This is a genomic window from Paenibacillus sp. FSL H3-0302 (genome assembly GCF_037982245.1).
GTDB classification, from domain to species: Bacteria; Bacillota; Bacilli; order Paenibacillales; family Paenibacillaceae; genus Paenibacillus_AQ; species Paenibacillus_AQ odorifer.
This window is the reverse complement of the sequence record NZ_CP150284.1, coordinates 3,663,499-3,689,515: the sequence shown is the minus strand read 5'-3', so window position 1 is coordinate 3,689,515 and position 26,017 is coordinate 3,663,499. Positions and strand designations below refer to the sequence as shown.

Below are 26,017 nucleotides of genomic sequence, written 5' to 3'. Positions count from 1 at the left end.
TTATAGTGATTAGTGAAGAGAGCAGACGGTTATGATCTGACATCCTAGTGTTTATAAGGGAATTATAGTTTACTCTATTCCATAAAACTGCGATGTTAATACCGTTCACCTCACCTATAAGGAGGAATATTTCACATGTCTAAAATTACATTTATCGGAGCGGGTAGCACCGTATTTGCCAAAAACGTGTTGGGAGATTGTATGAGAACGCCAGCCCTGCAAGGGTTTGAACTTGCCCTGTATGATATTGATCTACAACGCCTTAAAGATTCCGAGAATATGCTTAATAATATAAAAGAGAGCAGCGGCAGCACTTGTGTTGTGAAATCCTATACGGATCGTAAAGAAGCTTTGCGTGGAGCTAAATATGTCATTAATGCAATCCAAGTGGGAGGTTACGATCCTTGCACCATCACAGATTTTGAAATTCCGAAGAAATATGGCTTGCGGCAAACGATTGCGGACACAGTTGGCATAGGTGGGATTTTCCGTAACCTGCGTACTATTCCAGTGATGCTGGACTTTGCCGCGGATGTACGGGAGGTTTGTCCGGACGCACTCTTTATGAACTATACGAATCCTATGGCAGTTCTGACCAATGTGATGAATACCTATGGCGGTGTAAAGACGGTGGGATTATGTCATAGTGTGCAGCATTGTATTCCGGGCTTGTTCGAGCATCTGGGTATGGATCAGACAGGTGTTCAGGCTAAGATCGCTGGGATTAACCATATGGCTTGGTTATTGGAGGTTACTAAAGACGGCGAGGATTTGTATCCGGAAATTAAACGCCGTGCCGCTGAGAAGCAACAAGAACATCACGGAGACATGGTCCGTTATGAAATGATGCTTAAATTCGGTTACTACATTACGGAATCTTCGGAACATAACGCAGAGTATCATCCTTATTTTATCAAACGTAATTACCCTGAGCTTATCGAACGGTTTCAAATTCCACTCGACGAGTATCCACGCCGCTGTGTAGATCAAATTGAACGTTGGCAACAAATGCGTGAAGAATTGGTTAATAACAAAGAACTTAAACATGAACGTTCGCATGAATATGCGTCTTATATTATGGAAGCTATCGAAACTAATGTGCCTTTCAAAATAGGTGGCAATGTTATGAATACAGGTCTCATCACCAATCTGCCAAAAGAAGCATGTGTAGAGGTCCCTTGTTTAGTAGATAGAAGCGGAGTAACTCCGACCTACGTGGGAGATCTGCCTCCACAGTGCGCCGCACTGAATCGTACAAACATTAATACACAGTTGTTAACGATCGAAGCAGCGATTACCCATAAGAAAGAGCATATCTATCACGCCGCAATGCTTGATCCACATACAGCAGCTGAATTGTCGATGGATGACATTACAAATATGTGCGACGAGCTGATCACAGCCCATGGAGACTGGCTCCCGGCGTATAAATAAATTAACTAGTTAGGACTAAGGAAGCCTGAGAAATCAGGCTTTTTTTGATTGTATTTCTACGAAAAACGAATGCTATCTTTAAAAAAGACCACGTCGTTTCTTCTTGCTTATCTGTCTAGGACAACTGGGGGACATCGGAATACACATATATGGATTATCTAAATGTGGAGGTGATCCTTTATGATCGTTGAAAGCTATACCTTAGCATCGTCCACAGCTTATGCTACTCCTTATTATGTGATTAGAGGTGAGCTTCCTGGTCCTGTCTTTATGGTGGTGTCGGGGATACATGGGAATGAGACAGGAAGTATTCGTGCCGCACAGATCATTGTAGAACGTTTTAACCAGAGAAGGTTGTATATACACCGGGGCACGATCATTGTAGTACCTCTAATGAATCAAAAAGCTTACCGCAAACGGATCAGAGGTGTACCCGATTTAAACCGCACCTTTCCACGTTCTAGCAAAACAGCGGCAAAACATCCATTAGCTTCAGCTTTGCTACAGCTAGTACTAAGATATCGTCCCACCTGGTTTCTGGATCTTCATGAAGCAAATGGGTTGTCACAAAAAAATCCGAAGCGACTTGGCCAGTCGATCATCGTCACTCCGGGAAGCCGAGGAACAGGTACAGCAAAACGTGTCATCAAAGGCATTAATCGAACGATTCCCAAAACCGCTTATCATTTTAATATCCGTTTACGGGAGCGCCCCGGCTCCTCAAGGGCAGCCGTTACCCGTATATTAGGGGCTAAAGCATTTACTGTGGAAACCTGCTGGAGCCTTGATCGTGAGCTACGGATTCGCTATCAGATAGATATTGTTAGCCGTTTTTTAAAAAGTGCGGGATTATTGTGATAGAGAAAATATCTGATAACTGTGTAAGCTGGTTCTTAGATCCTAGGAATCAGCTTTTTCGCCGATACTAGAAAGTTAATTGACAACAATGGGTATAGTGTATATATTACATATATACATTGATAACACATAAACTAGGAGTGAGGGCACGATTCCATGAACATATTGATATCCAACACTTCCGGTGAACCCATCTATGCACAGATTGTCAGCCAGATCCGCCAGATGATTCTGCAAGGAGAGTTAGTGTCTGGCACCCCATTACCTTCTATCCGGCTATTAGCCAAAGAGCTGCAGATTAGCGTAATTACAACGAAACGAGCCTATGAAGAACTGGAGAGAGAAGGGCTTATCAATTCAATTGTGGGGAAAGGTTCCTTTGTTTCTGGTGCAGATCAGGAGTTTATTCGGGAACAACGGCTACGGATTATGGAGAACAAAATGAAGGAGATTATCGACGAGAGTAAAATGCTGGGGATTAATTTTGCTGAGTTTAGTGAGATGTTGAAATTGCTTTATGAGGAGGAGACAGAATGAAAGAAGTCATTCAATTGGACCAAATATCTAAAAAATATGGCCATTTTAGCCTATGCGAACTTACGTTCGGTATTAAAGAAGGGTATATCACGGGGCTAATTGGACCGAATGGGGCAGGGAAAACAACATTAATAAAAATGATGATGGGGATGGTGTTTCCTGATCATGGCAGCGTCAAGATTTTTGACCAGGAGATGTCTATCCATGAAGCAGAGAATAAGGATCGGATTGGCTATGTCTCCGATGAAAATTACTTTTACGATCAATTAACCATCGATCAGATGAGTAAGATTATTGCTCCTTTTTATAGTCGTTGGGATCAAGAAACGTATAGGAAATACATAGAGATGTTCAAGCTTTCCCCGCGGAAAAAGATTAAGGAGCTCTCCAAAGGAATGAAAATGAAGTATTCGCTCGCCATTGCCTTATCACATGGTGCAGATCTGCTCATTATGGATGAACCTACTGCAGGACTTGATCCTATATTCCGAAGAGAGTTGCTTGATTTGCTTAGTGAGCATATCCAAGATGAGAAGAAGTCTATTCTTTTTTCAACGCATAATACGACTGATTTGGACCGGATCGCGGACTATATTGTTTTTGTGAACGAAGGGCACCTAGTATTTAATGAAATGAAAGAATCTCTAGCCAACAAATATATGCTGGTAAAAGGCAATAAAGAGTTGCTTGATCGGGATGTACGAAAATGGTTCATCGGGCTTAGAGAGACGGAAGTTGGTTTCGAGGGTCTTCTGAACAATCGCTCTGAGGGGGAACACTTCTTTAGAGGTCATGCCATATGCGAAACGCCTACTCTGGAAGAAATCATGTATTTTACGGTAAAGGGAAACGCTTTGTATGTTTAATCTCTTGTTGCTGATTCGAAAAGATTTTATTCTCCTGCGGAATTTTATCCCTATATTTCTCTTGAGTATCTTGTTCATCGCATATGTTCAACTGGATAACTCCAGCATGTTTGCTACTTTTCAATCTTTACTGTTGCTCGTATACTCCTGTTCTATGGATGCACAGAATAACAACACAAAGTTTGTGATAGGGTTACCAGTAAGACGGCAAGAGATTATCTTGGCTAAATACTTATCACTTATTCCTTATTGTTTCATCGGTTTGGTTTGCTCTTTAGCTTTGTTACTAATTTCCTTTTCATTTGGATATTCCATTAGCCCGTTTTATTGGATAGGGGTATCTTTAACGTTACTTATGATTCCTTTGGCTGCGTCTATTTATCTGCCGATTCATTATTGGCTTGGTTCCAAAAACTATTACTTCAATATCCTTTTTAATGTAGTAATAACGATTACCACCCTGAACACTGGATCTTCACTCTCAAATTCATCCTTTTTCTTAACAATTACCGACATAAAGCTGCAGGATCATCTGTTGTCGATTGGTTTGATAGGGATTGTTTATCTCTCCATATTGTACTGCTCTTATAGGATTTCACTACGATTGTTTAGCAAGAAAGAGTTATAAGCTAAGGAGGACGTAAAGTGTATAAATCATTTTTTTTAATTCAAAAAGACTTCATTCTTCTGCGTAAATTTCTGATGCTGCTAATCCCCTTTTTTATTTTTATAGCTTACTCGAACTATCATAGCTTCAGTTTATTTACGGTAATGCCACCCATGCTGTTATTGATAAGCTCCTGCTCAATGGATACTCAGCAGATGACGCAACGGTTTCTCGTTAATCTCCCTGTAAGGAGACAAGAGCTTGTCCGTGCCAAATATTTTTCGATCCTTCCGTATGCACTTGTTGGGCTGGCAGCCACGTCCTTTACCTATCTCCTGATTATTGTAACAGGTAAAGCCGTAACCCCTCATTTTTGGCAAGAGGTTGGTATTACGTTATCCATTTTCCCTCTCCTTGCGATGCTTTATTTACCGATTCATTACTGGTTAGGGGCAAAGGGAGCGCAAGTGGTTAATCTTGTTTTTATGATGATTGTTATGTTTGGACCGAACGTGTTTAGCTTTTTGATCCAGTGGATACCTGATGTGAACAGATGGCTGAGTTTTGGAGTGAAAGGTACGGTCATTCCCTTTATAATCCTAGGGCTGGCTTATATATTCTTGCTTAGCTGTTCATATATCATTTCTCTGCGGATTTTTGTGCGGAAAGATCTTTGATTCGAAGGATTTGAGATTTTGAATGAATTCATATACCATTGTCACTACAAAGATAAATAGTAGGGGAAGGGTATACAACCAATGCCTAAAATGATCTATAGCTTTCGCACAAAAATGATTATGCTGCTGATGGCCAGTATGCTTGTATCCGGTGGAATTACCTTTTCAATCTATAAAATTCTGCAGAGATATTATCGATCAGAGGTCTTATTAGAAAATCCATTGACTAAAGTTCGCTACTTGATGCGGGATATCGGTGATGTTAATGCGTTTTTGATTATCTTCATTCCTTTGGCCATCTTATTCTTTTTTATATTTACTAAACCATATGCAAATTATTTCAAGGAAATCTCGAAAGGGATCCATCAGCTGGCGTCGGGTGATTTCTCGGAGCGGGTAGATATCCCATCTAAAGATGAATTCGGCCTTATTGGCCATGATATCAATCTGGCTATTGACCATCTTCAGGAAGCTATTGAGCGGGGCGACTTTGCGGAGAGCAGTAAAGATCAACTTGTATTAAATCTGGCACATGATCTGCGTACACCACTTACCTCCGTTATAGGTTATTTGGATTTTATCCTGAAGGACAATGAATTAACGCCAGAACAGACCAGACATTATACAACGATCGCTTATACTAAATCTCAACGTTTGGAAAAATTAATTGATGAGCTATTTGAAATCACAAGAATGAACTATGGTAAGCTTACGCTTGAAAAAACCTCGATCGACCTGAGTGAGCTTCTTTTGCAGTTAAATGAAGAGTTATATCCCGTTTTTGAGAAAAATGGTCTTACTTCCCGCTTGGATGTAACCCAACCTCTGAAGATAGAGGGTGACGGTGAGCTGCTGGCACGTGTATTTGAGAATCTCCTCACCAACGCAGCGCGATATGGAAGCGACGGTCAATTTATTGATATTCATGGGTATTTAGAGGAAAATGAAGTCGTTATTGAGATCATTAACTATGGAGATTGTATTGATCCGGAAGAGCTGCCGCGTATTTTTGATATGTTCTACACCGGGGATCGAGCGCGAACGCATCCCACAGGGAGTACGGGACTGGGCTTATTTATCACTAAAAACATTGTGGAACAACATGCTGGAACAGTTTCTGCACAAAGCAGTGTAGTGCGGACGATGTTTGAAGTACGGCTTCCACAAAATAATTGAGAACGAAGTCAAGTGTCGACTGAGCAGGAGTAAAGCCGAGATCTATGTGATCTTGTGGTTTTACTCCTTTTTTAATGGTTTGGTCAGCAGACAGGATGAACGTTACCGGACATTTATTTGAAATTTTTAATAAATCGTGATATTATTAGCTTGCTAAGTAATTTGTAAGGCAGTACGGAGGAAATATCTGTGATAGAAGATGAGATAAGGGAACTACTGGATAGAATATCAGCGGAAATGCGTAGAGATTATGCAGAGCTGCTTAGAGAACTTAATCTTCATGTGGGTCAAGAACAGTTATTATGCCGGTTATGGAGAACAGATGGAATGACACAAATACAGCTAAGTGAACGCTTGAATTGTGAGCCTCCAACCATAACAAATATGGTGAAATCTCTTGAAAATCATGGGTTTGTTGTTCGAAAAAGAGATTCTGAAGATGGCAGAGTTAGCCGAGTGTATCTAACCCCAGCCGGACGTAATCTCTGCGAACCTGTGGAACAGATCTGGAACAAACAGCTGGATAAATTACTAGCCGGAATTATACCTGAAGAGCGTTTATTATTAAGAAGACTTATGAAACAAATGGCCGATAATTTAGCTTGAATCTGGAACTAATCGCCATAACCGTTAGTAAGCTAATTAAAACTAAGAAAAGAGGAACATAGATGATTACAAGTTTGACTCGCATCAATGAATTAGCTAAGAAAGAACGTGAAGTAGGCTTGACACAAGGCGAATGGGTTGAACAGATCGCATTGCGTGAAGACTATCTGCGTGAAATTCGTGGACAAGTTCGTAACAGTCTTTCTGGAGTGACAATTTTAGATCCGGATGGAAACGATGTAACCCCTGAGAAGCTTCGTGCAGCGCGTAAATAATCAATGAACTAATAAGTGGAAACTACACCTTTAGATAACGTTAGATTAGCCTATGGTTAATCGACGGATATCTAGAGGTGTTTTTTGTTATATAAATCTTAACAGAAGCTTAATTCGTTATCATTAGGAGCTGGTGAAAGTTAAGAATCAATTAAACTTGCGTTACACAGGATCTAAGACTGGATTGTTAGAATGAAATAGACAAAAGATAAGGGATAACATGAAGGGGTGCAGAAGTTGGAGAAACTAAAAGAAACACCAAGGAAGGAAATGAAAGTATGAAAAAAACATTATTAATTTTACTTAAAGTAATAGTCGCTATAGTCATACTCATAGCACTTTTTCTGGTCATCGTTTTTACAGTCAATGTGATCAGCAATAAAGTGGAGAAAGGAAAAATAGAACCCTATGGTCAGCTTGTACCTGTCGACGGGAAAAAGATGAATGTTACCATACAAGGGCAAGGCAAGGAAACAGTCGTGTTACTCCCAGGGTTTGGAACCGCATCACCAGTAATTGATTTCAAACCACTTGTAGATGAACTGACTCCTTTCTATAAAGTTGTAGTAGTTGAGCCGTTTGGTTATGGACTAAGCGATGTCACCACAAAAGAACGAACGGTCGACAATATCGTGAGTGAGCTTCATGAAGCCTTACAAGAATTAAAGATAGATCGTTATATTCTGATGGGACATTCTATAGCGGGAATTTACGGACTGGACTATGTGAACAAATACGAAAACGAAGTTAGTGCATTCGTAGGCATCGACAGCAGCGTACCCACACAAGGGGGCAACGATGAAGAATTTCCATCAGGAACCTATAAGCTGCTTAAAAACTCAGGATTTATGAGATTGCTGGTAAAGCTCAATCCAGCCCAAATCGTTACACAGAGTGATGATGAGGAAACTAAAGAACAAAATAGAATGATTTCACTTAAAAACATGATGAATCCAAATATCATCAGCGAAGCAGAGCATTTTAAAAGTAATTTCAAAGCCACGGAAACATTAAATTTCCCAAAAGATCTTCCTGTTATTTTCTTCCTAGTGAAAGAAAATACGGATGTTCCAGGCTGGGAATCCCTGCATAAAGAACAGATTAAAGACTCCTTACACGGGAAATTGATGTTGCTTGATGGGGAGCATTATTTGCACCATACCCGATCCAAAGATATCGTCGAGAACTTTAGAAGCTTTATGGGAGAGATAAAGTAAGAATGAATGAGAAAAGCCTGCTAATACAGGCTTTTCTTTTTTTGTATTTTCAAATAAGTGAATCCTTTAGAAAAAAATGATAAATTTATCAAAGCAATTATGGGCACTCTATATCCTAATCTTTATTATAGGAAGGACTACCATAGTATGTGCGGAATAGCAGGAATATTAAAATATAATGGACAGCCACCACATGAAGAAACCTTAAAACAAATGACAGGGGTTATGAATCACCGAGGTCCCAATCATGAGGGAGTATGGCTCGATTCTCACATTGGACTTGGTTTTCGCAGATTGTCTGTAATTGATTTACGTGATGGTAATCAACCGATGACGAATGAAGATCGTACCCTTTGGATTGTTTTTAATGGTGAAATCTATAATTATAAAACACTACGAAATCAGTTAAAGCTAAAAGGACATCACTTTCAGACGCAATCAGATACAGAGGTCATTGTGCATTTATTTGAGGAATACGGCAAGGACTGTGTCCATCATTTACGTGGAATGTTTAGTTTTGCGATTTGGGATCTTAAGGAACAATCTCTTTTTGCTGCCAGAGATCATTTCGGGATCAAACCTTTTTATTATTACAAAGACGAAAATAATCTTTTATTTGCTTCGGAAATTAAAAGCATACTTGCAGTGCAAGGGGTACCCAGAAAGCTTCAATATCAAAGTTTATTCAGCTACTTAACTTTTCAGTATGTCCCGCATCCTGATACGATGTTTGAACACATTCATAAATTAGGACCTGCGGAGCGATTATTTGTTAACTCGGATGGTGAAATGAAGATCGAGAAATATTGGGAACCCCATTTTCAACCGGTAGAACGATCTTTAGCAGACTATGCCGAAGAAATTCAGTGGAAATTGAAAGAGTCTGTAAACCTTCATTTACAAAGTGATGTGGATAGAGGATGTTTTTTGTCCAGTGGAATTGACTCCACCGCAATAGCTGCAATGATGAGAGCAGAAGAATCAACAAAAACCTTTTCGATTGGATTTGAAGGGCTGAACAATGAAACAATCATCGCAAATCAAACGGCAGCCAAACTGGGGACAGATCATTATTTTCACATTTTATCGCAAAAAGATTTTTTTGAAAGTATCCCGAAAACGGTCTGGCATCTAGATGAGCCTGTTGCAGATCCTTCCGCTATTGCACTCTATCATCTAAACCAGCTTGCAAAAGAACATGTCACGGTGGTCCTATCAGGGGAAGGCGCTGACGAATTATTCGGAGGGTATAGAATCTATAGAGAGCCAAATGCATTAAGACCGATAACCTGGATGCCTAACTTCATAAAGGATTCGTTACGAAAATCATTATCTGTATATCCCTATCATTTTTATGGCAAAAATTATTTACTTCGGGGTCTGACACCCTTAGAAGAGCGTTTTTTCGGAAATGCTAATATTTTTAACAAAAGCGGTAAAATGAACTTGCTTCACGAATCGGTACACGCTCAGAATAGCTTTTTACATCCCATGGATATCGTTAAGCCTTTTTATGATAAGACAGCTCACCTAGACCCTACGACAAGAATGCAGTTTATTGATCTGAATTTTTGGTTACCTGGAGACATTTTATCAAAAGCAGATAAGCTGTCCATGGCACATTCATTAGAATTAAGAGTCCCGTTTTTAGATAAAGAGGTTTTCGAAACGGCTAGTAAAATACCTGTGTCCAATCGGATTGGGCAAAAAACAACAAAACTTGCTTTGCGTAAAGCTATGGAAGGAATCGTTCCGGAAGCAATTGTGAATCGCCCGAAACTAGGATTTCAAGTACCCATTCGTGATTGGCTCAAAACACCAATTTCAAATATAATGTTTGAACAAATCCGCTATAGTGGCATTGAAGAAATATTCAATATGAATATCATCGAAGAGATGTTTACCCAGCATCGGAGTAATAAAGGCGACTATTCGCGTAGAATCTGGCTAATTTACATTTTCTCAGTATGGTACACTCTTTTTATAAAAGAAGACCTGAAGCAGTTAAATAGTGCCGTGTTGTAATGGGGGAGTGATTCGTTGAATATTGAGGAATATGCATGGAATAAACATGAACAGCAATTAAGAGAAACTAACATGTTTACTTATACTAGTCCAAAGATAAAGATTGTAGATAACCATGAATTAAGAAATCGGCTTGAAGAAACGCTTGAAGAGCTGCCGCAGAAGTTTCTGGCCAAATGGGCTTTGAAAGTAGCAGTTGAGCACCTGGATCATCTGGTCCAGCAGCTTGTAAATGACCCGCGGATTGATTTAGGTATAGAAACGCTAGAAAAGCGTATAACTGGTGAGATTAGAGCCTTTGACTTAAGAAAAGTTGGATTTATTGTCAATGAATTAGCCAAAGAGTCCACAACCGAGGCTAGTAAGTATGCTGCCCGTTCTTTTGCACAAGCCATTGCAACTGGACATATGCGAGGACACGCTATGGTTTGCAGTGACTATGCAGTAAAACTGGTGAATTACATATCAGATCATTCTTCAGTTGCAGAGGCAGCTACTAAAGAACGGGAAAGACAATTAAGGATAGCTGAAGAGTTGCTTTGAAATTAAAGCTTTAAAGATGAACATGTATGAGGATGATTAAAAAAGTTAAATACTGGTAATAATTAACTTTTTATAATCGAGAGTTATGTAATCTAATGCAAACAATAAAACATTATTAGTACTTAAAGTTTTATGCGAGACTTGATGAGCTTTAAAGCTTAATACTCGTTTTAGATAATACGATTACTAAATAAGAATCAATTGCTTAGGAAAGGGCAGCTATTTTGAACAGGTTTGAACATTGATTAGATAATCATTAATAGACAGTAAATTGGCAATAATTTGAATCAAATTGGTTGGTTCCTTTAATTTATACACTACTTCCTCACAAAACCCGTATTTTGTACATATGTCTATGAATAGTATTTCAGCTTGGGAATACCTGCTTTCGTTCGTTCTTGTAGGACAAAAACTTGGTCCCATAACTTGGTCCCATTGCCGATAAAGCCCCTATTCTAGCCACAAAAAAAACTCAATTGGAGTTGTTTTCAATAATCATGCTTCTTTGTCAAACGTCACCTATTCCTTTTTAGTACTATTTCCTATTGAACGGATACTTGGGATCCCGTACCTGTCGTAAAAAAAAGTATTTAGAACTGAGAGTAACACGAGGCCTGTCACTACGTGTTGCTCTCTTCACTTTCACTTGTATATGTAAGAAAGCTGGAGTAGTACAGGATGTTAGGAAAAGATTGAAATTGGAGTGAAACTAATTTGATTATATATCCGGAGGAAAATTTAACGAGTACATTGGCAAGAGCACAGTAAAATAGCGGGTTATTTAGGAAGAAAACAGCATTCGAAAAATTCTATGCTATCGAAGATAAAAAAGTATCGAAGGATTTACCCTCTTCAATAAAATACTCATAGAGCTTAAAGTCATAAGTACTTACTGGAAAACTTGCTTCTTCCTCTTTCTGATATCACAAATATGATCGACGACCGCTTAGGCTTAGAAACAGGCAATTCTCTTACTTTAGCTCGACACTTTGCTTGGCTGTAAACCAAGGCTTGTACTCTTTTCCGTACCCTTGGCCCTTCCCCTCTTTTTACCACCGTATTGATTAATATCTCTTTAGCTCGATCGTCCTCATGCCCTATAACTTTAAGTTCACGAATGACTTCCTTAATATAGGATCTATTCATCATATGTCTGCTTTTCGAATTGCTCATAAAATCACCCTTTCCTGATTAACTTATTAGAATCAGATCCACGTTTAATCTATAGTATCACTTAAATTAGATATATAATTTCCGTAAAGCTAGGCAAATATGGAAAAAGCGACTACTCACTCAAAATCGAATGGGTAATCGCCTTATTTTCAATATAACTAGTTCCATAAAACTGTACTGTAAGATCTTTAGCGTTTGGAGAGTCATATGGTCACCCATAGAGCAAACCATAGTTAGCCAAATTAATTAAAACGACACTAGAGTATCCAATGTCTATCACAAGGAACTCTTTCTCAGAGAATACTCCTTACATCTTCGATTTTATATAGTACGATTGATTGATGATATAATTCATAAATTTTTTTGCGTTAATGTCAACCTTATTTTCTTTTCATCTCGCACATTTATACAGCATCCACGAATGCCTCGATATTCTCAATTTGGCTCTAAATCAAGACATTGACCTGATTTCTTTATCGCTTTATCAACTGGTGCAGCATTCAGATATGTGGATATAGTTTCATTGTCTACGCATGACTTTTCGAGATTGTTGAATACCTAAAAGAAAAAGCAAAGACGACGATCCCTAACACAACTGAAACAACACTGATCCAAGGGATCGCTAAAGCTGACCATCCTCCCATGGTAATTCCTCCAATGCCAGCGCCAGCGGCAAATCCGAATTGTACGAAGGAACTGTTCAGACTAAGCACGATGCCGGAAGCCTCCGGAGCAAGTGACATCAGATTAAAGTTCTGGGTTGGACCGAACGTCCAGCATGCTATCTCCCAGATCATGAGTAATAGGATAGCTAAGATAACACCTCCAGAACTGATGGACAGCAATGTGAGAGCGAGAATTTGAAGGACCATAGAACCTATGAGCGTAGGAACTTTACCAATTTTATCTGATAAAAAGCCGCTAAGCTTGGATCCAATTAAACTTCCTATTCCCAAGGTGAAGAGTATTATACTCATTTTCTGTTCCATCATCGGCATGATAGCCGTTAGTAAAGGAGTAATGTACGTATTAACTATAGAATAACCGGTAAACACTAAGAACGTCACGCTAATGGTAACCGCAATTTTTGGATTCTTCAAATGGCTAAGACGTTTACCTAGAGGTACGGATGCTTCCCCTTCTGTTGCTGGAATTAACCGTGCGACGGCGAATGCTGCCAGCAGGCTTAGAAGACCGATGACCCAGAAGATTGTTTTCCAATCATATGACGCAGCAACCATTCGGCCGATAGGGACACCGAATACAAGGGATGAGCTAAAGCCCATTGCGACGTTGGACATTGCTCTTCCCGAACGTTCGGGAGGAGCAAGCTTTCCAGCTATAGAATAAGCGGTGACAACGAATACCCCTGTTCCAATCCCGAGTATAGCGCGAGAGGCTACTAGGAAACCGAATCCTGGGAGGGCGATTGTAGATATGCTGCCCAGTATTATGATAGTGAGAGCCAGAAGCAATTGCTTACGCTGATTCATCCTTGCTATCGCAATTATAACTATAGGCGTACCGATTGCGTTAGCGAGTGCAAATATCGTAATAAGCTGTCCCGCTGTCGATACCGATACCTCGACGGAAGCAGCCACTTTATCCAACATTCCCACGATGCTGAATTGTGAAGTTCCAACTAAAAAACTAATAAAGGCAAGCATGTAAATTTTCCAATTGTTCTTCATGATGTTATTTCCCTACCTTTTATAGTTTATTAAAATAAGTAATGGCGAAAATTTCATGACAAGCCTTATTTACTTTCTTGGCATGCCACTCTGTTTGGTTGCTCGGCTCAACCGCTTCTTCATTTAGATTTGCTACAGTGGTATCAATCAGATGATAACCTGCCATTAGGGCACAGAAACACTTTGTTCACATTCATTTGAATCTTCTATCTGATAAACACCAAAGCCGGGAATAGGCATTTCAACATCCATGGTTCAAAACTACTTTAGGCAAGAATAAAGCCATTTTGTTATTTTTAGATGTTATTTGACTCCCATATCATCATCTCCTTTTTTATTTTGCCAGCCATTGAAAATACGCATTGATGGTTTAATGACCATGAGTGTATAATTATATAGAGAAACAGAATATCAACAACACCAAATCACTATAATTCGAGTATTAGTACACAAAATAATAGAAATTGAGTATTTAATTTTTAGAAAGTTGGGTGATTCTCACAATGTCTAAGATGGATAGAAGAAGTCTGAAGTCTCAAGAGGCTATAAAAAAAGCTGTTATAGAACTGATGAGCGAAAAAAACTTTGATGACATTACAATCCAGGATATCGCTGATAGAGCAAATGTTAATCGCAGAACCATCTATCTTCATTACTTGGATAAATTTGATCTGTTGGATAAGCTTATCGAAGAACATATTAAGGAATTAAAAAGAATCTGCGAATTGGAATCTGATATGGATACTTTAGATGGCAATGTGAGCTGGTTCGCATACTTCGAACGAAATTATTCATTCTTTTCGGCCTTACTAGCCAGCAAAGGAGCCCCTTTCTTCCGATGCCGTTTCCTTGAGTTTGTCACCGATGATATCAAGAATGGATGGGATATGACGGAGGGGAAAAAACGCGGAATTAACGAAGATATTATTATACAGTTTATCTCGCCAGCTTACGTAGGGATCGTGGAATGGTGGTTTACAAATGGAATGCCTTATCCACCTGAAGTTATGGGAAAACAAGTCGGAATGTTATTAGAAAGTAATCTCTCATAGTTATCTTACAAATCAAAAAAAAGGAGCAGTTTTGCAAACTGCTCCTTTTTTTTGCATGAAATATGATTTTTTAAATCCATCTTCAGCTTCACTAACATCATATCAAATCACGTAACTATATTATCGTCCAAAAGAGCGACTGAAAGATTGTCCAGATTGCACAATCTGACGTACATCCTTTAAACGGAGAGATTCATATTCCAAAAGAGCTTCAGTTGCTGCAATTCCTTGTATTCCCTTTGCAACACAGTCTGCCAAGGTAGCAGCATCTTGTAATGAAGCATTAAATCCCGATGCAGTCAGTGGTGTAGGTACATGTGCAGCATCTCCAACGATAGCTATACGTCCTTTCACAAGTTTGTCAGGAACGTATTCGGCAATCGGTGTTCCTGTAAGGTTACGTGTTCGAATGCTATAAAGAATTGCGTCTAACCATGGTTGTGGCCATCTATGAGAAGCTTGTTCAGCTAGCTCAATCAATGTCTGTTCTGGAATGTCAGTAGCATTGAGCGAATGTCGTACAACGGTTCCTTCCACACATCCAAGACGACGTAACAAATCATTTTGAGTGTTATCGTACCAAGCCCATCCTAGTCGTCTATGGCCTAGATCATGAGAACCATCTGTTCCAGCAACAATACCACCGAGTAAAAAGTCACCGATACCATCTGGCATAGCTACCCTTGGTGCATTACGATTAGGCCGATGTTCTTTAGGAATAACATTCTCATCTACAATAGCTACCCATATCACATATCCCGCAAAAGTTGCGTTCGGATTATGTGGTGCAACATGACGTCGCACAGTGCTGCGGTGACCATCAGCACCAATCAAAATATCTCCGTGGAATGTCTCACCCTTATCCGTCATAACCCAAGCTGAGTCGTTGTCCTGATTAACAGTTTGAACGCGAGTATCATAACGCAAGTCGATTTTAGGATGAGATTTAGCTTCTGCACGCAATCGAGACTGCACAGAAGACCAGGCTTCAACAGACTTCATTCCACCAGAAGCAAGTTTTCTTAAAGCTTTCGCTGTTAAAGTCCGATCAATATCTCCGCTGTCAACTTGAAGAACAGCGCCACTACGTGGTTTTGCTCCAGCGCTCTCTAAAATGGTTACATGTAATCCAGATCGCGCAAGAGCAATCCCTGCCATGAGTCCAGAAAGCGACGCACCGACAACTACAGCAGATTGGTTTGCTTCTTGAATAGATTCGTCAAACGTTTCATCGATTGATTTACTAAGGGAATTATCCCTTCTTACATTTCTTTCACTCATTATATCTTCTCCTTAAAACACTTGCTGCGATTCATGGTTTTAGATCGCATTCTTTATTTAGCTAGTTGTTTATTAGGACTGTACATGAAGGTTCTCAGTAAGATAAATATTAAGCTCAATATCAAGAACAGCAGTCCTCCTAATACGATGTATTGGGTCCCCATCCCAGATATAAATAAGCCACCTACAGTCGTTCCAATGGTTATACCTAAGTTACCTGCTGTTAGAAACAATCCATTAGCGAATTCAGGAGCTTCTGGAGCTGCAGATGTAATCCAATATTGACTAATATTATTTGATATTGCATACAATATTCCCCATAACACAACAATGATGATCATAGGTGCAGTAAACTTGCCCATCAAGAATAATAAGATGTATACTGCTCCAAATACGAATGGATAGATCACTACAGATTTAATAGCATTTTTAGAAAGTAATTTTCCACCTAAGACATTCCCAAACAAACTTGCCACACCAAATATAACTAACATTAAACTAAGGGCTGTACCAGAAATATGAGTAATGGTTTCAAGATACTCCGCGAAGTAACTATAAACCCCAGCTGTTGCTGCATTTATAAATACGACAGCGGTAATTGATTGCCAAATTATGGGTTTTTTCAACACGCTTAGTTGGGCTCCGTAGGAAAGTCTCTCCTTAACAGGCATAGATGGGACAAATAGTAATACACCCATGAATGCTATTGCATTCACGACAGCAAAGAATGTCATCGCAAGATCAAGCGAAGTTGCACTAGCAATAAATGTTGTGATGGGTACACCAATTACAATTCCTGCTGACACACCCAAAATGACTTTTGAAACAGCTTTAGGAACTTCTTTCTCACTAACTGAACTAGCTGCTGCTGTCAAAGCAATTGAGATATATACTGGATGTAAAAATGCTGGAATTACGCGAGCAATTAATGCAATAGTAAAGTTTGGAGCAAATATAGAAACAATGTTACTTAAAACGAATACACCAAGTACAAATAACAATACCTTTCTGCGGTTGATACCAGAGAACAATAACGGCAAAATTGGACCAGATATGGCAACAGCAAGTGCAAAGAGACTCACTAGTAATCCTGCTTGAGATACGCTGACATGGAAGCGTTCAGCAATTTGAGGCAATATTCCAACAACACCCATTTCAGTATTCAAAATACCAAATACACCCAGGGTTAATATAAATATAAACAAATTATTTCTTTTAGACATTTAATCATCTCCAACCTATTTTTATAATTCCAATCTTTCTTAGAACATTTTCTTAAATTCTTTTTTTGATGCTCTCTCTCCTTTGCACCAGTAACTAAATTCATTTGAATGGCTTAAACCACTCATGTGTATTATTATATATAAAAATAGAACATGATCAATTACTAAACTCCTAAAAAATGTGCACTAGTGCACACTTCAATTAAAATTGTGTATATTAAATTTATAATTGCGATAATATGAATGTTATAGGGAATATTACGAGGGTACTTGAAAAATTATCTACGACAAAAAAAGCATAATCCCTTACTAGAAGGAACTATACTTTTGGTTTGCTTTTAGTATTCTTTTTTACGTATTATATTTCTTATTTATTAAGTCTTTAGATATTAAATCTCATGCTGTTTAACGACTTCACTCTTGCCATATCATTCGGACGATTAAACAAACTCTCTTTTGTATCCAATGTTTGAATCAGTTCCATATCTTCTTGTTTTAATTTAAATTCAAATATATTAGTGTTTTCGATAATTCTTTCTTTACGTACTGATTTTGGAATAACTACGATATCCCTTTGAGTTAGCCAACGTAATATTACCTGAGCAACTGATTTATTATATTTTTCTGCTATTGTTACCAATACTTCGTTTTTAAAGATATCTTTTTTCCCTTCAGCAAAAGGACCCCAAGACTGAATTTGAACATTTTGTTCTTTCATAAATTGGGCATTTTCTATTTGTTGAAAAAACGGATGTGTCTCCACTTGATTTACAGCAGGTTTAACTTCATTATTCATTATTAAATCTAAGAGGCGATCATTTTGGAAGTTACTAACTCCAATCGCTTTGATTTTTCCTTCATGATATAATTCTTCCATCGCTCGCCAAGAGCCATAGATGTCACCATAAGGTTGATGAATCAAATATAAATCTAAATAATCTAACTGCAACCTATCTAATGCATTTTTGAATGCTTTTTTTGCACTATTATAACCAGCATCTTGAATCCACAGTTTTGTAGTTACAAATATTTCTTCTCTTGGAATACCACTACGTTTAATTCCTCTTCCAACAGCTTCTTCATTTTGATAAGCTGCAGCCGTATCAATTAAACGATATCCTGCCATTAGGGCATCACAAACAGCTTGTTCACATTCTTTTTCATCTTGAATTTGAAAAACACCAAATCCAAGGATAGGCATTTCCACACCGTTGTTCAACATAACTTTTTGCATATTTTAATCCTCCGCATTTCTTTGATTAACCAATATCTATTGTTACCATTCGAGTTCTTTGCCATCTCTGAAAAACCCACCAGAAGGTCCTTCAGGACCAATAGTCGCTAACCAGAGTATAGACTCCGCTGCTCGTTTTGGAGTTCTTGGAGCAGATGGACCACCCATATCAGAACTTACCCAGCCCGGACAGACAGCGTTTATTTTGATATCTCCTTTGACTTCTGCAGCTATCAATTGCGTCAATCCATTCAAGGCAAGCTTAGACAGCCTATAGGCCCCTGCTCCTTGAGAGGACATATCCCGCATCGCTCCCATTTCAGAAGAAACATTAATAATTCTCCCATAGCCACGCTTTTTCATGAGGGGGAGAAAGGCACGGATGACATAATAAACACCAAAGAAATTAATGTCCATCGTGTGCTCTAGAAGACTAGGATTCATCGTTAATAGCCGTTCATTCTCATCCAAATACACACCAGCATTATTTATTAATACATCTAGTTTCCCATACTTCTCATTGACTACAGTTGCAGCCTGACGGATGCTTTCTTGATCGTCGACATCCATCCTTACAAACGTAACATCCAGATCTACTTCATTTAGTTTTTGTGTAACCTCCTGACCCATTTCTGGATCTCTACTTGCCAAAATAACCTTAAAACCATTCAAAGCCAATTGTTTGACGAGCTCATAACCAATTCCTCGATTTCCGCCGGTGACTAAAGCAACTTTTTTATCATTAGGCATTTGAAACCTCTTTTCTTTCCTAAAATGCAATTGCAAATAAAAAGTGGTCAAAAAATACTCAACCACTCTTTATAGTTCAATTAATATTTATTAGATTGTCCACCATCAATTGGAATTACGGTTGCATTGATGAAATTTGCTTGATCAGAAAGTAAGAACGAAACTAAATAAGCGACTTCTTCTGGTTTTCCGAAACGCTTCATTGGATTAGGTTGAACTAATTCGTCTGCTGCTTCTTTCCAATTAACTGGATCGATTTGTTTTAAATATACTTCAATCATTGGTGTCAGGATTGCGCCAGGTGCAATGGCTTTAATGCTTATACCGTATTGACCGTATTCAATACCAGAGTTTCTTGTTAACCCAACCACACCATGTTTACTAGCCGCATAACCGGTTTGGTTTCCCACACCACGAATGCCACCAACTGAAGCCGTATTGACAACCGAGCCATAACCTTGTTCTCTCATAACTTTCAATACATATTTCATACCATAAAATACACCGCTTAAGTTAATACTTATGACTTTTTGGAAGTCTTCAAAATCGTAATCCTCTGTTAGGAGGTTTTGTTTCCCTTCGATTCCTGCATTGTTAAAGAAACCATCTATTCTTCCATATCTTTCGACTGTATCTTTGACATAGTTTTCAACTGCTTTTTCATCTGCCACATTAGCAGTGATTAAGAGCACTTCTGCATTAGGTGTAACTTCGAGCACTTTACCTTTTGTTTCTTCTAAAGCTGCCGAGTTTAAATCAACTAGTGATAGCTTTGCTCCCTCCTTTGCTACTTGTAATGCAGAGGCTTGACCTAAACCAGAGCCTGCACCTGTAATTAATACTACTTTACCATCAAACCGATTTCCCATGATTATTCTCCTTTATTATACTTATTGATTTCACCAAATTCACACTTGTGATTTACTACGCTCTCGTGAATAAGTATATCTAGTACCAGAATATGGTCAATAACTAAGTCATCCTAAATTGTGTATTAGTGCACGAATCAAACGAAATTGTATAGTTTCTAATTAACAATTTTTAAAGTTTTGCCCCATTTGTTTCTATTACGTCTTTATACCAGAAGAAAGACTTCTTTCTACTCCGCTCTAGTGATCCGTTACCATCATCGTGTTTATCGACATAAATAAATCCATAACGTTTAGACATTTCTCCTGTTGAAGCACTTACTAGATCAATACAACCCCAAGGCGTATATCCCATCAATTCAACACCATCTTCAATAGCTTCACGCATCTGTTTAATATGTTCGCGAAGATAATCAATTCGATAATCATCATGAATTGAACCATCTTCTTCTACCTTATCTTTTGCTCCTAAACCGTTTTCAACAATAAAAAGTGGTTTCCGGTATCTGTCATATAACTCATTTAGTGAAATTCTTAATCCGATAGGGTCTATTTCCCATCCCCACTCACTAGTTTTTAAAAACGGATTTTTCATTCCTCCTAAGATATTTCCTTCTCCAATATCAGTAGCTAACTTTTCTTCCTTTTCGGTCAGTGACATATAATAACTAAAACTAATAAAATCAACTGTATACGTCTTCAGAAGCTGTAAATCATCAGGTTGAATTTCAATATTAATGTTATGTTCTTTAAAGTAACGTTTGATAAAAGCTGGGTATTCCCCTCTTACTTGAACATCACCACAGAAATTATTAAAAAAACGTGACTTTTGTAGACCATACATTACATTTTCAGGTTTACTGTCATAGACATATATAGGTGCATATATAATCATACATCCTATTTTCGCATCGGGAATAATTTCGTGGCAGGCCTTAACCGCCAAACTACTTGCAACAAATTGATGATGGAAAGCTTGAAAAGTTGGCTGGTATTTGTCTTCGTCATTTTGAATCGCAAAACCAAGACCGAAAATCGGTAATTCAAGTCCAGAATTGATTTCGTTGAATGTGAGCCAATACTTCACCTTTTCTTTGTAACGGTTTAAAATTGCTTTTGCATATCTTTCAAAGAAGGTTACTACTTCTCTACTTCTCCAGCCTCCATATTCTTTCACAAGATTTATCGGCATTTCATAGTGAGATATCGTGACAATCGGTTCAATACCATATTTATGCAATTCATCAAACACACGATCATAAAAAGCTAAGCCTGCTTCATTTGGTTCCATCTCATCTCCATTAGGAAATATCCTTGTCCAAGCGATGGACATACGGTATACTTTGAATCCCATTTCTGCAAATAACGCGATATCTTCTTTGTAGCGATGGTAGAAGTCTATAGCCTCATGATTTGGATAACTATATTTTTCTGTATCAATTTCAAAATCGAAACCTGGTGACTTCAATACGTTGAGCCGTTCTTTTCCCCCAGGTAGAACATCAGCTATATTCAGCCCTTTTCCACCCTCATAAAATCCGCCTTCCAATTGATTTGCTGCAGTAGCCCCGCCCCATAAGAATCCTTCTGGAAACTTCTTTTCTTCATAATTCATAGTTATCATTCTCCTTAATCCCATACATATATTTTGTCTATCATTTCTACTGAAAATAATTAAATGATTAGTGTTAATAAATCATCTTTTTCCTGGACGGTTTCTTTATTAGTATCAATAACATCAGTATAGCTGCTTGAATTTGTAATAATTATTGGGGTAGTAACTAGATATCCAGCTTCTTTAATTTTCTCAATATCAAAGTTTACTAGTAGGTCACCTTGAATTATCCGATCCCCCTCATTTACAACCGGAGAAAAGTATTTTCCTTTTAATTTGACGGTATTGATTCCGATATGAATGAGTAATTCTGCACCTTTGTCTGACGTGATACCAATTGCATGTCCAGTCCTAAAAACGGTTGTAACAACACCGTTAACAGGTGATACAGCTTTACCCACAGTTGGTTCAATCGATATCCCTTTACCCATAGCTTCTGTGGCAAAAGCTTCATCCTCCACATCCGCCAATAGCTTAATCACTCCTGTTAATGGACTGAGAATAACCTCTTGCTTTAAAGATTGCTGTTCAGACTCTGTCTTGTTTGCTTCGACATTTTTCTGTTTATCTTCATATCCCAAAACTACTGTCAGAAGTGTTGCGCAAGCAAATGAAATTAGGATAGCAATCGTGTATAGTCCCATTGGTGAAAATGCTGGAATACCTAAAAAAGATGGAAATGAAAATGATATTGCTTTAGCTCCAACAAGGCCAACAATTGCTCCTCCGACCGCTCCTGAAACCGCAATATAAGGAAGTGTACGTTTGTAACGAAGCACTAATCCATAAATAATTGGTTCTGTTACACCTGACAATGCACCAGGTAATAACATAGATCCAGCTAGTGTTTTTAAATTTTTGTCCTTTGTTTTCAACAAAACACCAAAAGAAACTCCTATTTGTGCAAAGATAGCTGCAGAAGCCATTGCAAGAAGTGGATCTCCATCACCAGCTAAGTTAGCTAAAACAATTGGAGTAAGTCCCCAATGAAGTCCTAATAAGGTAAGGAAAGTAAACGCTCCACCCATTATAGCGCCTGTTAAGATTCCACTTTGAGTAGCCAAAAAGCTGATCCCCTGCCCAATCAAATTCCCTAGAGTCACACCAAAAGGACCAAAAGCAATAACAGTCAATGGCACGATGATAACTAATGACAACATAGGAACCATAAACATTTGTATGTCTTTATGAATGATTTTTTTTAGGAATCTATCTAAAACAGCATATATACTAATTGCGATAAAAATAGGGAACACAGAAGAAGAATAATCCATCATAACCACTGGAATACCTAGAAAATGAGAGACGTCACCCGAATTATTAACTAAACTTGTAAAATTCGGCTCTAGTAATGCAGCTCCAATGGCTCCGCCAACGTATGGATTTGCTCCAAACTTCGTCGAAATGGTTATACCAAGAAAAATTGGGAGAAAGTAAAAGACAGCGTTTCCAGCAGCTGATAAAATAAAGTAAGTCCCGCTTTCTGCTGATAATATCCCAGTCATTGTTAAAATAGTTAATAATGCTTTAAGCATACCTGCACCAGCAAGGGCTCCAAGCAAAGGTGAAAAACTGCGGGAAATAACTTCAAATATTTGGGCTCCAATACTTCCCTTTTTCTCATTTGGAGACTTTTCTGAGGCATCCGTATTTGTAGTCTTCGAAATTTCTTTATAAACCTCCGAGACATGACTTCCTATCACAATCTGAAATTGTCCACCACTTTCCACCACGCCGAGAATTCCACTTAATTTTTTGAGATTCTCTTTATCTGCCAGTTTATTATCTTTTAAATTAAAACGTAGCCGTGTTGCACAATGCACAAGGCTAGATATGTTTTGTTCTCCACCGACCAAGTGAACTATTTCTTTCGCAATGTTTTGATTACTCATTTTCCAGCATCCTTTTTGTAATGTCATAAGAAGCAAATATTACAATTAACTAAATTACAATGTAGAAACTTCGATGCACAAATAGCTACAAATATAGGGATAATACCTTTGAAAAAAAGACCGAGCTAGAATACTATGATAAGTTCTAGCTCGGCTCATAGACGGAAGAAATCAATTGAACATTAACATAAAGTACGAATTCCTATTTTTGTTAGACGGATAGTTAATTTAGTAATTATGACGGATCACTCACGCGGTTACTCAGCGTGATCTTCGGAGGATAGAGAAGTAAAGGGCTCAAATGTTCCATAACTTTTGGCACATTCGGATGCTGAGTGTGCTCATCAACAGCTTGTTCATTAACCCAACCGTCTAGAATGTAGAAGGTGTTGGGTTCTTCAATTTTTTGGTATAAGTCGTAGTAAAGGCACCCCACCTCAGAACGTGCTGGTTCGACAAGTTCTAAGAGTAGTTCTTTTACCTTTTCGCGGTTCGACGCTTCGCATTGTAATTCGCAAATGATGTGCTGTTCGTCAGATTTCAAGGTTGTTTTCATTAGTTATTCCCCGCATATACTCGCGTTTGGCCGCCATCGACTACCAGATCAATACCAGTAATAAAGCTACTCGCTTCAGAGGCTAGAAAGACCACTGCGTCACCGATATCTTCAGGTGTTCCGACACGCCCTACCGGAATCTCACTTATAACCCGATCTGCGTAATCAGCAACCTGTTCATCAGTCATGTACTGTTCGGTGCGGTAACCCTCAGTTGGCACAACGCCTGGGCTAACAGAATTCACCCTTATTCCCCGATGCTTAAGATCTGTGGTCCAGCTGCGTGCCAGCGAACGTACAGCTGCCTTGGTAGATGCGTAAACTGCAAAACCAGGAAGACCCATGTCAGCGGTAATCGAAGCATTCAGAATAACTGAAGCTCCGTCCTTAAGAATCGGAAGCATGGTCTGAATGGTAAGAATAACTCCCTTGATATTAACGCCGAGCAAGTGATCGATATCCCCTTCGGTGAGATCATCGAAGGGGATAGCTCTACCTCCGCCAGCATTGGCGAAGACGATATCGAGGGCACCGTGCTCTTTCAGAATGGTCTCGGCAAGACGCTCTAAATCCTCTTTTTTCGTAACATCAACTGCGATGCCTCGCACCGATGATCCGAGCTGAACTGCAGCCTGTTCAATCTGTTCCTGACGCCGCGAGACAATGTAGACAAATGCTCCCGCTTCGGCCAAACGCTTAGCAGTTCCGTAACCAATTCCAGCACTTCCACCTGTAACGAGTGCTACGCGTCCTTCTAATACTTTTGATGTTAATTTTACATTTTCCATTGATTAGTCCTCACTTTCCAAATCTAGTTAGCTATCCTATAAATGTCGTCATACACGTATTAATTGTGACCTACGATTGTGTGCGGTACATATGGTTCTTCCATGTATGCTACTTCTTCCGGTGTTAAGAAAACAGAAAGGGCCGCTACTGCGTCTTCGAGATGAGATATTTTTGTAGCGCCTACAATTGGAGCTGCTACCGGTTCTTTCTGCAGTAACCAAGCAAGTGCAATATGAGCGCGTGGCACATCATGTTTTTCTGCCAATTCAGCAACACGTTCTACAATTGCTCGATCGGTATCGGCTGTTGCATCATATTTATTTTTTTGAACTTGATCAGTCTCCGAACGTTTTGTTGTTTCACTCCAATCACGCGTCAATCTTCCTGATGCAAGAGGACTATATGGTATAACACCGATTTTTTCTTCCTTACAAAGTGGGAGCATCTCCCTTTCTTCTTCACGATACATGAGGTTAAGGTGATTCTGCATGGATATAAACTTTGTCCAGCCATTTTTCTCAGCTACATGTAATGCCTTTTGGAACTGCCATGCGTACATGGCGGAAGCACCAATGTATCTTGCCTTTCCGGCTTTCACAACATCGTGCAACGCTTCCATCGTTTCTTCAATCGGGGTGTTATAATCCCAGCGGTGAATCTGATAGAGATCGATATAATCAGTTCCAAGGCGCTTAAGGCTTTTATCAACTTCACTCATGATTGTCTTCCGGGAAAGACCAGCACCATTTCGACCGTCGTGCATAGGGTAATGCACTTTTGTTGCAAGAACGACTTCATCCCGATTTGCAAAATCCTTTATAGCGCGTCCCAAAAATTCCTCGCTCAAACCGTCTGAGTACACATTTGCTGTGTCAAAGAAGTTGATCCCGAGTTCTAGTGCCTTTTTAATAATCGGACGGCTATTCTCCTCATCAATCAGCCATTTTTGAGGCCAACGCTTGGATTCTACACCTAAGCCCATCGTTCCCATACAAATTCGCGATACATCCAATCCGCTATTACCAAGTTTTGTATACTCCATTTTTTATCCCTCTTTCTAGTTGTTGTAAT

The 26,017-nt window shown here is 38.9% G+C and carries 24 protein-coding genes and 1 pseudogene; 13 read left to right on the top strand and 12 right to left on the bottom strand.

Annotated elements, in window-relative coordinates:
* Positions 1-135: 135 nt before the first annotated feature.
* The 12 genes from MHH50_RS16275 (at position 136) to MHH50_RS16220 (ending at position 10,821) form a co-directional block, all read left to right on the top strand.
* Positions 136-1,434: an alpha-glucosidase/alpha-galactosidase gene (locus MHH50_RS16275; protein ID WP_076132990.1), complete on the top strand. Its 1,299-nt coding sequence runs from the start codon at positions 136-138 to the stop codon at positions 1,432-1,434.
* A 180-nt stretch (positions 1,435-1,614) separates the two neighbouring features.
* The gene (locus tag MHH50_RS16270) at positions 1,615-2,292 is read left to right on the top strand and encodes a succinylglutamate desuccinylase/aspartoacylase family protein (RefSeq protein ID WP_076280406.1); all 678 of its coding nucleotides are present in this window, start codon (positions 1,615-1,617) and stop codon (positions 2,290-2,292) included.
* Between the two features lie 156 nt (positions 2,293-2,448).
* A complete protein-coding gene (locus MHH50_RS16265; protein ID WP_076126630.1) occupies positions 2,449-2,829 on the top strand; it encodes a GntR family transcriptional regulator in 381 nt (126 codons plus the stop codon).
* Positions 2,826-3,695, top strand: a complete 870-nt coding sequence (locus MHH50_RS16260) for an ABC transporter ATP-binding protein (RefSeq protein ID WP_076126629.1) — start codon at positions 2,826-2,828, stop codon at positions 3,693-3,695. The genes MHH50_RS16265 and MHH50_RS16260 overlap by 4 nt, the downstream gene beginning before the upstream one ends.
* A complete protein-coding gene (locus MHH50_RS16255) occupies positions 3,688-4,323 on the top strand; it encodes an ABC-2 transporter permease (RefSeq protein WP_340033137.1) in 636 nt (211 codons plus the stop codon). The genes MHH50_RS16260 and MHH50_RS16255 overlap by 8 nt, the downstream gene beginning before the upstream one ends.
* A gap of 17 nt (positions 4,324-4,340) precedes the next feature.
* Positions 4,341-4,979 carry an ABC-2 transporter permease gene (locus MHH50_RS16250; RefSeq protein WP_076126625.1) on the top strand — a complete coding sequence of 213 codons (639 nt, stop codon included), beginning with the start codon at positions 4,341-4,343 and terminating at the stop codon, positions 4,977-4,979.
* A gap of 81 nt (positions 4,980-5,060) precedes the next feature.
* The gene (locus tag MHH50_RS16245) at positions 5,061-6,155 is read left to right on the top strand and encodes a HAMP domain-containing sensor histidine kinase (protein ID WP_036676951.1); all 1,095 of its coding nucleotides are present in this window, start codon (positions 5,061-5,063) and stop codon (positions 6,153-6,155) included.
* A 189-nt stretch (positions 6,156-6,344) separates the two neighbouring features.
* Complete coding sequence (locus tag MHH50_RS16240) at positions 6,345-6,761, top strand: MarR family transcriptional regulator (protein ID WP_248548678.1); 417 nt, start codon at positions 6,345-6,347, stop codon at positions 6,759-6,761.
* A gap of 62 nt (positions 6,762-6,823) precedes the next feature.
* Positions 6,824-7,036, top strand: coding sequence for a DUF896 domain-containing protein (locus MHH50_RS16235; protein WP_036676956.1), 213 nt, complete (start codon positions 6,824-6,826; stop codon positions 7,034-7,036).
* A gap of 278 nt (positions 7,037-7,314) precedes the next feature.
* Entirely contained in the window at positions 7,315-8,253 is a 939-nt protein-coding gene (locus MHH50_RS16230) for an alpha/beta hydrolase (RefSeq protein ID WP_340033136.1), read from the top strand.
* 147 nt (positions 8,254-8,400) lie between these two features.
* The gene (gene asnB / locus MHH50_RS16225) at positions 8,401-10,278 is read left to right on the top strand and encodes an asparagine synthase (glutamine-hydrolyzing) (RefSeq protein WP_340034621.1); all 1,878 of its coding nucleotides are present in this window, start codon (positions 8,401-8,403) and stop codon (positions 10,276-10,278) included.
* A 15-nt stretch (positions 10,279-10,293) separates the two neighbouring features.
* Positions 10,294-10,821: a putative immunity protein gene (locus MHH50_RS16220; RefSeq protein ID WP_081383441.1), complete on the top strand. Its 528-nt coding sequence runs from the start codon at positions 10,294-10,296 to the stop codon at positions 10,819-10,821.
* 1,700 nt (positions 10,822-12,521) lie between these two features.
* On the opposite strand, the gene MHH50_RS16215 is transcribed toward MHH50_RS16220, so the two are convergent.
* Together MHH50_RS16215 and MHH50_RS16210 are read right to left on the bottom strand one after the other, a co-directional pair.
* Positions 12,522-13,685 carry an MFS transporter gene (locus MHH50_RS16215; protein WP_076280412.1) on the bottom strand — a complete coding sequence of 388 codons (1,164 nt, stop codon included), beginning with the start codon at positions 13,683-13,685 and terminating at the stop codon, positions 12,522-12,524.
* Between the two features lie 72 nt (positions 13,686-13,757).
* Positions 13,758-13,959: pseudogene (locus MHH50_RS16210) on the bottom strand (aldo/keto reductase); the annotation flags it as partial.
* A gap of 229 nt (positions 13,960-14,188) precedes the next feature.
* Between MHH50_RS16210 and MHH50_RS16205 the strand changes: the two are divergent.
* Entirely contained in the window at positions 14,189-14,737 is a 549-nt protein-coding gene (locus MHH50_RS16205) for a TetR/AcrR family transcriptional regulator (protein WP_076220730.1), read from the top strand.
* A gap of 120 nt (positions 14,738-14,857) precedes the next feature.
* Here MHH50_RS16205 and MHH50_RS16200 read toward each other — a convergent pair whose 3' ends face one another.
* From MHH50_RS16200 to MHH50_RS16155, 10 genes are all read right to left on the bottom strand, one after another.
* Complete coding sequence (locus tag MHH50_RS16200; RefSeq protein WP_081386221.1) at positions 14,858-16,018, bottom strand: FAD-dependent monooxygenase; 1,161 nt, start codon at positions 16,016-16,018, stop codon at positions 14,858-14,860.
* A gap of 53 nt (positions 16,019-16,071) precedes the next feature.
* On the bottom strand, positions 16,072-17,241 hold the full coding sequence (locus MHH50_RS16195; RefSeq protein WP_076220729.1) for an MFS transporter: 1,170 nt from the start codon (positions 17,239-17,241) through the stop codon (positions 16,072-16,074).
* Between the two features lie 382 nt (positions 17,242-17,623).
* The gene (locus MHH50_RS16190; RefSeq protein ID WP_076279744.1) at positions 17,624-18,475 is read right to left on the bottom strand and encodes an aldo/keto reductase; all 852 of its coding nucleotides are present in this window, start codon (positions 18,473-18,475) and stop codon (positions 17,624-17,626) included.
* Between the two features lie 42 nt (positions 18,476-18,517).
* Entirely contained in the window at positions 18,518-19,225 is a 708-nt protein-coding gene (locus tag MHH50_RS16185) for an SDR family oxidoreductase (RefSeq protein WP_076279743.1), read from the bottom strand.
* Between the two features lie 80 nt (positions 19,226-19,305).
* Positions 19,306-20,094, bottom strand: coding sequence for an SDR family oxidoreductase (locus tag MHH50_RS16180; RefSeq protein ID WP_076217606.1), 789 nt, complete (start codon positions 20,092-20,094; stop codon positions 19,306-19,308).
* A gap of 172 nt (positions 20,095-20,266) precedes the next feature.
* Positions 20,267-21,709 (bottom strand): 6-phospho-beta-glucosidase, encoded by a 1,443-nt coding sequence (locus MHH50_RS16175; protein WP_076306613.1) that lies wholly within the window; start codon positions 21,707-21,709, stop codon positions 20,267-20,269.
* A gap of 59 nt (positions 21,710-21,768) precedes the next feature.
* Positions 21,769-23,601 (bottom strand): beta-glucoside-specific PTS transporter subunit IIABC, encoded by a 1,833-nt coding sequence (locus tag MHH50_RS16170; RefSeq protein ID WP_076279741.1) that lies wholly within the window; start codon positions 23,599-23,601, stop codon positions 21,769-21,771.
* Positions 23,602-23,836: 235 nt separating this feature from the next.
* The gene (locus tag MHH50_RS16165) at positions 23,837-24,157 is read right to left on the bottom strand and encodes a putative quinol monooxygenase (RefSeq protein WP_076217609.1); all 321 of its coding nucleotides are present in this window, start codon (positions 24,155-24,157) and stop codon (positions 23,837-23,839) included.
* Positions 24,157-24,945 (bottom strand): glucose 1-dehydrogenase, encoded by a 789-nt coding sequence (locus MHH50_RS16160; protein WP_076279740.1) that lies wholly within the window; start codon positions 24,943-24,945, stop codon positions 24,157-24,159. The genes MHH50_RS16165 and MHH50_RS16160 overlap by 1 nt, the downstream gene beginning before the upstream one ends.
* 59 nt (positions 24,946-25,004) lie before the next feature.
* Positions 25,005-25,988, bottom strand: coding sequence for an aldo/keto reductase (locus MHH50_RS16155; protein WP_076279739.1), 984 nt, complete (start codon positions 25,986-25,988; stop codon positions 25,005-25,007).
* Between the last annotated feature and the right edge of the window lie 29 nt (positions 25,989-26,017).